The 5,887-nt window shown below is 64.9% G+C and carries 5 protein-coding genes and 2 rRNA genes; 2 read left to right on the top strand and 5 right to left on the bottom strand.

The window, feature by feature from the left end; genetic code table 11:
- Positions 1-97: 97 nt before the first annotated feature.
- The 3 genes from NFT33_RS16590 to NFT33_RS16580 are packed head-to-tail and all read right to left on the bottom strand — an operon-like array spanning position 98 to position 2,981.
- Entirely contained in the window at positions 98-1,519 is a 1,422-nt protein-coding gene (locus NFT33_RS16590; RefSeq protein WP_149501998.1) for an NAD(P)(+) transhydrogenase (Re/Si-specific) subunit beta, read from the bottom strand.
- On the bottom strand, positions 1,516-1,839 hold the full coding sequence (locus tag NFT33_RS16585) for an NAD(P) transhydrogenase subunit alpha part 2 (protein ID WP_220787872.1): 324 nt from the start codon (positions 1,837-1,839) through the stop codon (positions 1,516-1,518). The genes NFT33_RS16590 and NFT33_RS16585 overlap by 4 nt, the downstream gene beginning before the upstream one ends.
- An 11-nt stretch (positions 1,840-1,850) precedes the next feature.
- Positions 1,851-2,981 carry a Re/Si-specific NAD(P)(+) transhydrogenase subunit alpha gene (locus NFT33_RS16580; RefSeq protein ID WP_251676996.1) on the bottom strand — a complete coding sequence of 377 codons (1,131 nt, stop codon included), beginning with the start codon at positions 2,979-2,981 and terminating at the stop codon, positions 1,851-1,853.
- Between the two features lie 135 nt (positions 2,982-3,116).
- Here NFT33_RS16580 and NFT33_RS16575 point away from each other — a divergent pair, with 135 nt between their 5' ends.
- Positions 3,117-3,611, top strand: a complete 495-nt coding sequence (locus tag NFT33_RS16575; protein WP_251676994.1) for an NUDIX hydrolase — start codon at positions 3,117-3,119, stop codon at positions 3,609-3,611.
- Positions 3,608-4,738: a tRNA 2-thiouridine(34) synthase MnmA gene (mnmA, locus tag NFT33_RS16570; protein WP_251676992.1), complete on the top strand. Its 1,131-nt coding sequence runs from the start codon at positions 3,608-3,610 to the stop codon at positions 4,736-4,738. The genes NFT33_RS16575 and mnmA overlap by 4 nt, the downstream gene beginning before the upstream one ends.
- Positions 4,739-4,878: 140 nt before the next feature.
- Here mnmA and rrf read toward each other — a convergent pair.
- Positions 4,879-4,991: ribosomal RNA gene (rrf, locus tag NFT33_RS16565) — 5S ribosomal RNA — on the bottom strand.
- A 148-nt stretch (positions 4,992-5,139) separates the two neighbouring features.
- Positions 5,140-5,887 (bottom strand): 23S ribosomal RNA (locus NFT33_RS16560); the annotation flags it as partial.

Here is a 5,887-nt window from a genome sequence, read left to right as displayed (position 1 = left end):
GGTCTGGCATCGTGTCGTGGGGTGGCGAGGTCGGGCCGGATTGTTACCACTCAATCGGGGACTTGGCTAATGCAATTGCCCTGCTCACGTCACGGCCTCATTCCACCGCCTTGACCATGTCCTCGACCACCTTCTTGGCATCGCCGAAGACCATCATCGTCTTGTCCATGTAGAACAGCTCGTTGTCCAGGCCGGCATAGCCGGCGGCCATCGAGCGCTTGTTGACGATGACCGTCTTGGCCTTGTAGGCCTCCAGGATCGGCATGCCGTAGATCGGGCTGCCCTTCTGCAGCGCGGCAGGGTTCACCACGTCGTTGGCGCCGAGGATGATCGCCACGTCGGCCTGGCCGAACTCGCCGTTGATGTCCTCCATCTCGAAGACCTGGTCGTAGGGCACTTCGGCCTCGGCCAGCAGCACGTTCATGTGGCCGGGCATGCGCCCGGCGACCGGGTGGATCGCGTACTTCACCGTGATGCCCTTGTGGACGAGCTTCTCGGCCAGCTCCTTCACCGCGTGCTGCGCGCGCGCCACCGCCAGGCCGTAGCCGGGCACGATCACCACCGTCTCGGCGTTGCCGAGAATGAAGGCCGCGTCGTCGGCCGAGCCGCTCTTGACGCTGCGCTGAGCCTGCGCGCCGCCGGTGGCCGCCGCCGCCTCGCCGCCGAAGCCGCCCAGGATCACGTTGAAGAACGAGCGGTTCATCGCCTTGCACATGATGTACGAGAGGATGGCGCCCGACGAGCCCACCAGCGAGCCGGCGATGATCAGCATCGAGTTGTTCAGGCTGAAGCCGATGCCGGCCGCCGCCCAGCCGGAGTAGCTGTTGAGCATCGACACGACGACGGGCATGTCCGCGCCGCCGATCGGAATGATGATCAGCACGCCCATCACGAAGGCCAGCGCCAGCATCGCGAAGAAGGCCGGCCAGCTCTCGGTGAACATGAACACCAGGCCGAGGCCGACGGTGGCCAGGCCGAGCACGAGGTTGAGCATGTGCTGGCCCTTGAACTGCACCGGCGCGCCCTGGAACAGGCGGAACCTGTACTTGCCCGAGAGCTTGCCGAAGGCGATGACCGAACCCGAGAAGGTGATCGCGCCGATCGCCGCGCCCAGGAACAGCTCCAGCCGGTTGCCCGCCGGGATCATTTCGCCCTTGGCGACGATGCCGAAGGCATAGGGCTCGGCGACGACAGCGATGGCGATGAAGACCGCCGCCAGGCCGATCATGCTGTGCATGAAGGCGACCAGCTCGGGCATCTTCGTCATCTCGACGCGCTGGGCCATGACCGCGCCGGCCCCGCCGCCGACCACCAGGCCCGCCAGCACATAGCCCAGGCCGAGCGGCGAGCCGGCCAGCTTGACGATCAGCGCCGCGGTGGTCAGCACCGCGATCGTCATGCCGGTCATGCCGAAGACATTGCCGCGGATCGAGGTGGTCGGGTGGCTCAGGCCCTTCAGGGCCTGGATGAAGCAGACGCTGGCCACCAGATAGAGCAGCGTGACGAGGTTCATGCTCATGCTGCGTCTCCCTTGGCGGCGGCCGGCTTCTTGTCCTTCTTCTTGAACATCTCCAGCATCCGGCGCGTGACCAGGAAGCCGCCGAAGACGTTCACCGCCGCCAGCGCCACCGCCAGCACGCCCATGCTCTTGCCCAGCGTCGTCTCGGTCAGCGCCGCCGCCAGCATCGCGCCGACGATGACGATGGCCGAGACCGCATTGGTCACCGCCATCAGCGGCGTGTGCAGCGCCGGCGTGACCGTCCAGACGACGTGGTAGCCGACATAGATCGCCAGCACGAAGATGATCAGATTGAGAATCGTGGGGGACACGATGTCCATGGCGTGCTCCTTCAGCTGCGGGTGACCTGGCCGTCGCGCGCGACCAGGCAGGCGGCGACGATGTCGTCATCCATCGGGACATTCAGGGCGGTGGCATCCTTCGCCAGCACCAGCTTGAGGAAGTCGAGCACATTGCGTGCGTACAGCGCCGAGGCATCGGCCGCCACCAGCGCCGGCAGGTTGGTCTCGCCGACGATCGTCACGCCGTGGACCTGCACCGTCTGCCCGGCCACCGTCAGCGGGCAGTTGCCGCCGCCGTCGGGGCCGCGGCCGGCGGCGAGGTCGATGATCACCGAGCCCGGCTTCATCGCCTGCACCATCTCGGCCGAGATCAGCGTCGGTGCCGGGCGGCCCGGGATCAGCGCGGTGGAGATGACGACGTCGGCCTGCGCCACCCGCTTGGCCACCTCGACCTTCTGGCGCGCCAGCCAGCTCGGCGGCATCGGCCGCGCGTAGCCGCCCACGCCCTCGGCCGCTTCCTTCTCCTCGGCCGTCTCGTAGGGCACGTCGATGAACTTGGCGCCGAGCGACTCGACCTGCTCCTTCACCGAAGGACGCACATCGGAGGCCTCGATCACCGCGCCCAGGCGCTTGGCGGTGGCGATGGCCTGCAGGCCCGCCACGCCGACGCCCAGGATCACGACGCGTGCGGCCTTCACCGTGCCGGCCGCGGTCATCAGCATCGGGAAGAACTTCTGGTAGCGGTCGGCGGCCATGATCACCGCCTTGTAGCCGGCGATGTTGGCCTGGGACGAGAGCACGTCCATGCTCTGCGCCCGTGTGGTGCGCGGTGCGGCCTCCAGCGCGAAGCCGGTCAGGCCCGCGGCGGCCAGGCGCTCCAGCCCGCCGCGGTCGAACGGGTCGAGCATGCCGACCAGCGCCGCACCGCGCTTCATGTGCGGCAGCTCCGCGGCCGACGGCGCACGCACCTTCAAGACCAGATCACAGCCGAGGGCGCCTGCCGCATCGGTGATCTCCGCGCCGACGGCCTGGTAGGCCTCGTCAGGCGCGCTGGCCCGGGTTCCGGCACCGGACTGCACACGCACCGTGTGTCCTTGCGCCTTGAGCTTCTTCGCCGTCTCGGGCGTCACGGCCACGCGGGTTTCCCCCGCAGCCGTCTCCAGCGGTACACCGACCAGCATCTGACCCCTCCTCATTGTGGATGTGCCAGATTACACAGATCGCGTGACTCCATCACCCCCGTGCGATCCCGGAGACACTACCTGTCACACAAGCTGCCCCCTCCGTGCAACAGCCCAAGCCGGTAGGATCGCGACATGAGCGAACAACGTTGGAAACCCAGTGTCACGGTTGCGGCCATCATCGAGCAGGAAGGCCGCTTCCTGCTGGTCGAGGAAGAGACACCCGAGGGTCTGAAACTGAACAACCCCGCAGGCCACCTGGAGGCAGGTGAATCGCTGCTGCAGGGCGTAGTGCGCGAGGCGCTCGAGGAGACCGGGCGCCACTTCGTGCCCGAGGCCCTGCTTGGCGTCTATCTGGCCCGCATGCACCGCGAGGCTGACCCGGCCGCGGATGTGACCTACCTGCGCTTTGCCTATCGCGGTCGGGTCGGCGAGCCGATTCCCGACCAGGCGCTCGACGCCGGCATCGTGCGCACCCTCTGGATGACGCCGGACGAAATCCGCACCAGCGTCGCACGCCACCGCTCGCCAATGCTGCTGCGCTGCATCGAGGACCATCTGGCGGGATGCCGCCACCCGCTCGACGCGGTCTGGGCCGAGGACGCACTGGGCGCCGGAGGTGCAGCATGAGCGCGAGCGTGCGTCCGCAGCGTGTCGTCGTCGGCCTGAGCGGCGGCGTCGATTCGGCCGTCAGCGCCTGGCTGCTCAAGCAGCAGGGTCATGAAGTGGTCGGCATCTTCATGAAGAACTGGGAGGACGACGACGACAGCGAGTTCTGCTCGTCGCGCCAGGACTTCCTCGACGCCGCCTCGGTCGCCGACGTGATCGGCATCGAGATCGAGCATGTCAACTTCGCCGCCGAATACAAGGACCGCGTCTTCGCGGATTTCCTGCGCGAATACCAGGCGGGCCGCACGCCCAATCCGGACGTGCTGTGCAATGCAGAGATCAAGTTCAAGGCTTTTCTGGACCACGCGATGCGCCTCGGCGCAGAGAAGATCGCCACCGGCCATTACGCCCGCGTGCGCGAGAACCAGGCCAGCCAGCGCTTCGAGCTGCTCAAGGGCCTGGACCCGGCCAAGGACCAGAGCTATTTCCTGCACCGGCTGAACCAGGCGCAGCTGTCGAAGACGATGTTCCCGGTCGGCGAGATCCACAAGACCGAGGTGCGACGCATCGCCGAGGAGATCGGCCTGCCCAACGCGAAGAAGAAGGACTCGACCGGCATCTGCTTCATCGGCGAGCGCCCGTTCCGCGATTTCCTGAACCGCTATCTGAGCAAGGAACCCGGCCCGATCAAGGACGACCGCGGCCGCGTGCTCGGCGAGCATGTGGGGCTGAGCTTCTACACGCTCGGCCAGCGCAAGGGCATCGGCATCGGCGGCGTGAAGGAGAAGAAGTCGACGCGCGGCGGCGGCGACCACGAACCCTGGTTCGTCGCCCGCAAGGACATGGAGAAGAACACGCTGTGGATCGTGCAGGGCCATGATCACCCGTGGCTGCAGTCGCACCAGCTGCGTGCCGGCGACATCAGCTGGGTGGCCGGCGAGGCGCCGACGCTGGGGGTCTGCGCCGCCAAGACCCGCTATCGCCAGGCCGACGCCCGTTGCCGCATCGACGCCTGCAACCCGGCCGATGGCAGCTTCGGCCTGCACTTCGACGAGGCGCAATGGGCGGTCACGCCGGGCCAGTCGGCCGTCGTCTACGACGGCGAGGTGTGCCTGGGCGGCGGCATCATCACGACGGCGATCGCCTGATCCGCCTCAATCACATCCGGGCATGAAGCCGCCACCGCGGCCACGCCCGGAAATTCCTCCACGGCAGGATTTCGTCATTTCGACGCGCCAAAGCAAAAACCCCTCTGACCAGAAGATCAGAGGGGTTTGCTGGAATAGAAGCCTGACGATGACCTACTTTCACACGCGAATGCGCACTATCATCGGCGCGGAGGCGTTTCACTGTCCTGTTCGGGATGGGAAGGAGTGGGACCACCTCGCTATGGTCGTCAGGCATAACCGTTGGTCTTTCAGGATGGAACCTGAAAGACAATTCGTAGAGTCTGTATGAATCAGCGCTGATCTGTCAATTGATTGCGTTCACCGTGACTGAAGTACGGTTCACGTCGACACTCTTGCCTTGACAGGAATGTCAAAGTTATAGGGTCAAGCCTCACGAGCAATTAGTACTGGTTAGCTTAAAGCGTTACCGCTCTTCCACACCCAGCCTATCAACGTCCTGGTCTTGAACGACTCTTCAGGGGGCTCGAGGCCCCGGCAGAACTTATCTTGAGACGAGTTTCCCGCTTAGATGCTTTCAGCGGTTATCTCTTCCGCACATAGCTACCCGGCGATGCCACTGGCGTGACAACCGGTACACCAGGGGTGCGTCCACTCCGGTCCTCTCGTACTAGGAGCAGGCTCTCTCAATTCTGCAGCGCCCACGGAAGATAGGGACCAAACTGTCTCACGACGTTTTAAACCCAGCTCACGTACCTCTTTAAATGGCGAACAGCCATACCCTTGGGACCGGCTACAGCCCCAGGATGAGATGAGCCGACATCGAGGTGCCAAACACCGCCGTCGATATGAACTCTTGGGCGGTATCAGCCTGTTATCCCCAGAGTACCTTTTATCCGTTGAGCGATGGCCCTTCCATACAGAACCACCGGATCACTTTGTCCTACTTTCGTACCTGCTCGACTTGTCAGTCTCGCAGTCAAGCACGCTTATGCCAATGCACTATCACCACGATTTCCGACCGTGGCTAGCGTACCTTCGAACTCCTCCGTTACACTTTGGGAGGAGACCGCCCCAGTCAAACTGTCCACCATACACTGTCCCCAATCCCGATCAGGGACCAAGGTTAGAACCTCAAACACACCAGGGTGGTATTTCAACGTCGGCTCC

The organism is Sphaerotilus sp. FB-3 (genome assembly GCF_023706025.1).
Lineage (GTDB): Bacteria > Pseudomonadota > Gammaproteobacteria > Burkholderiales > Burkholderiaceae_C > Sphaerotilus > Sphaerotilus sulfidivorans.
The sequence above is the reverse complement of the archived record's forward strand: the minus strand, read 5'-3'. Positions and strand labels throughout refer to the sequence as shown.

Coding starts and splice junctions, on each gene's coding strand:
- NFT33_RS16590 (WP_149501998.1), bottom strand. CDS start 1,519: ATGAGCATGAACCTCGTCACGCTGCTCTATCTGGTGGCCAGCGTCTGC.
- NFT33_RS16585 (WP_220787872.1), bottom strand. CDS start 1,839: ATGGACATCGTGTCCCCCACGATTCTCAATCTGATCATCTTCGTGCTG.
- NFT33_RS16580 (WP_251676996.1), bottom strand. CDS start 2,981: ATGCTGGTCGGTGTACCGCTGGAGACGGCTGCGGGGGAAACCCGCGTG.
- NFT33_RS16575 (WP_251676994.1), top strand. CDS start 3,117: ATGAGCGAACAACGTTGGAAACCCAGTGTCACGGTTGCGGCCATCATC.
- mnmA (WP_251676992.1), top strand. CDS start 3,608: ATGAGCGCGAGCGTGCGTCCGCAGCGTGTCGTCGTCGGCCTGAGCGGC.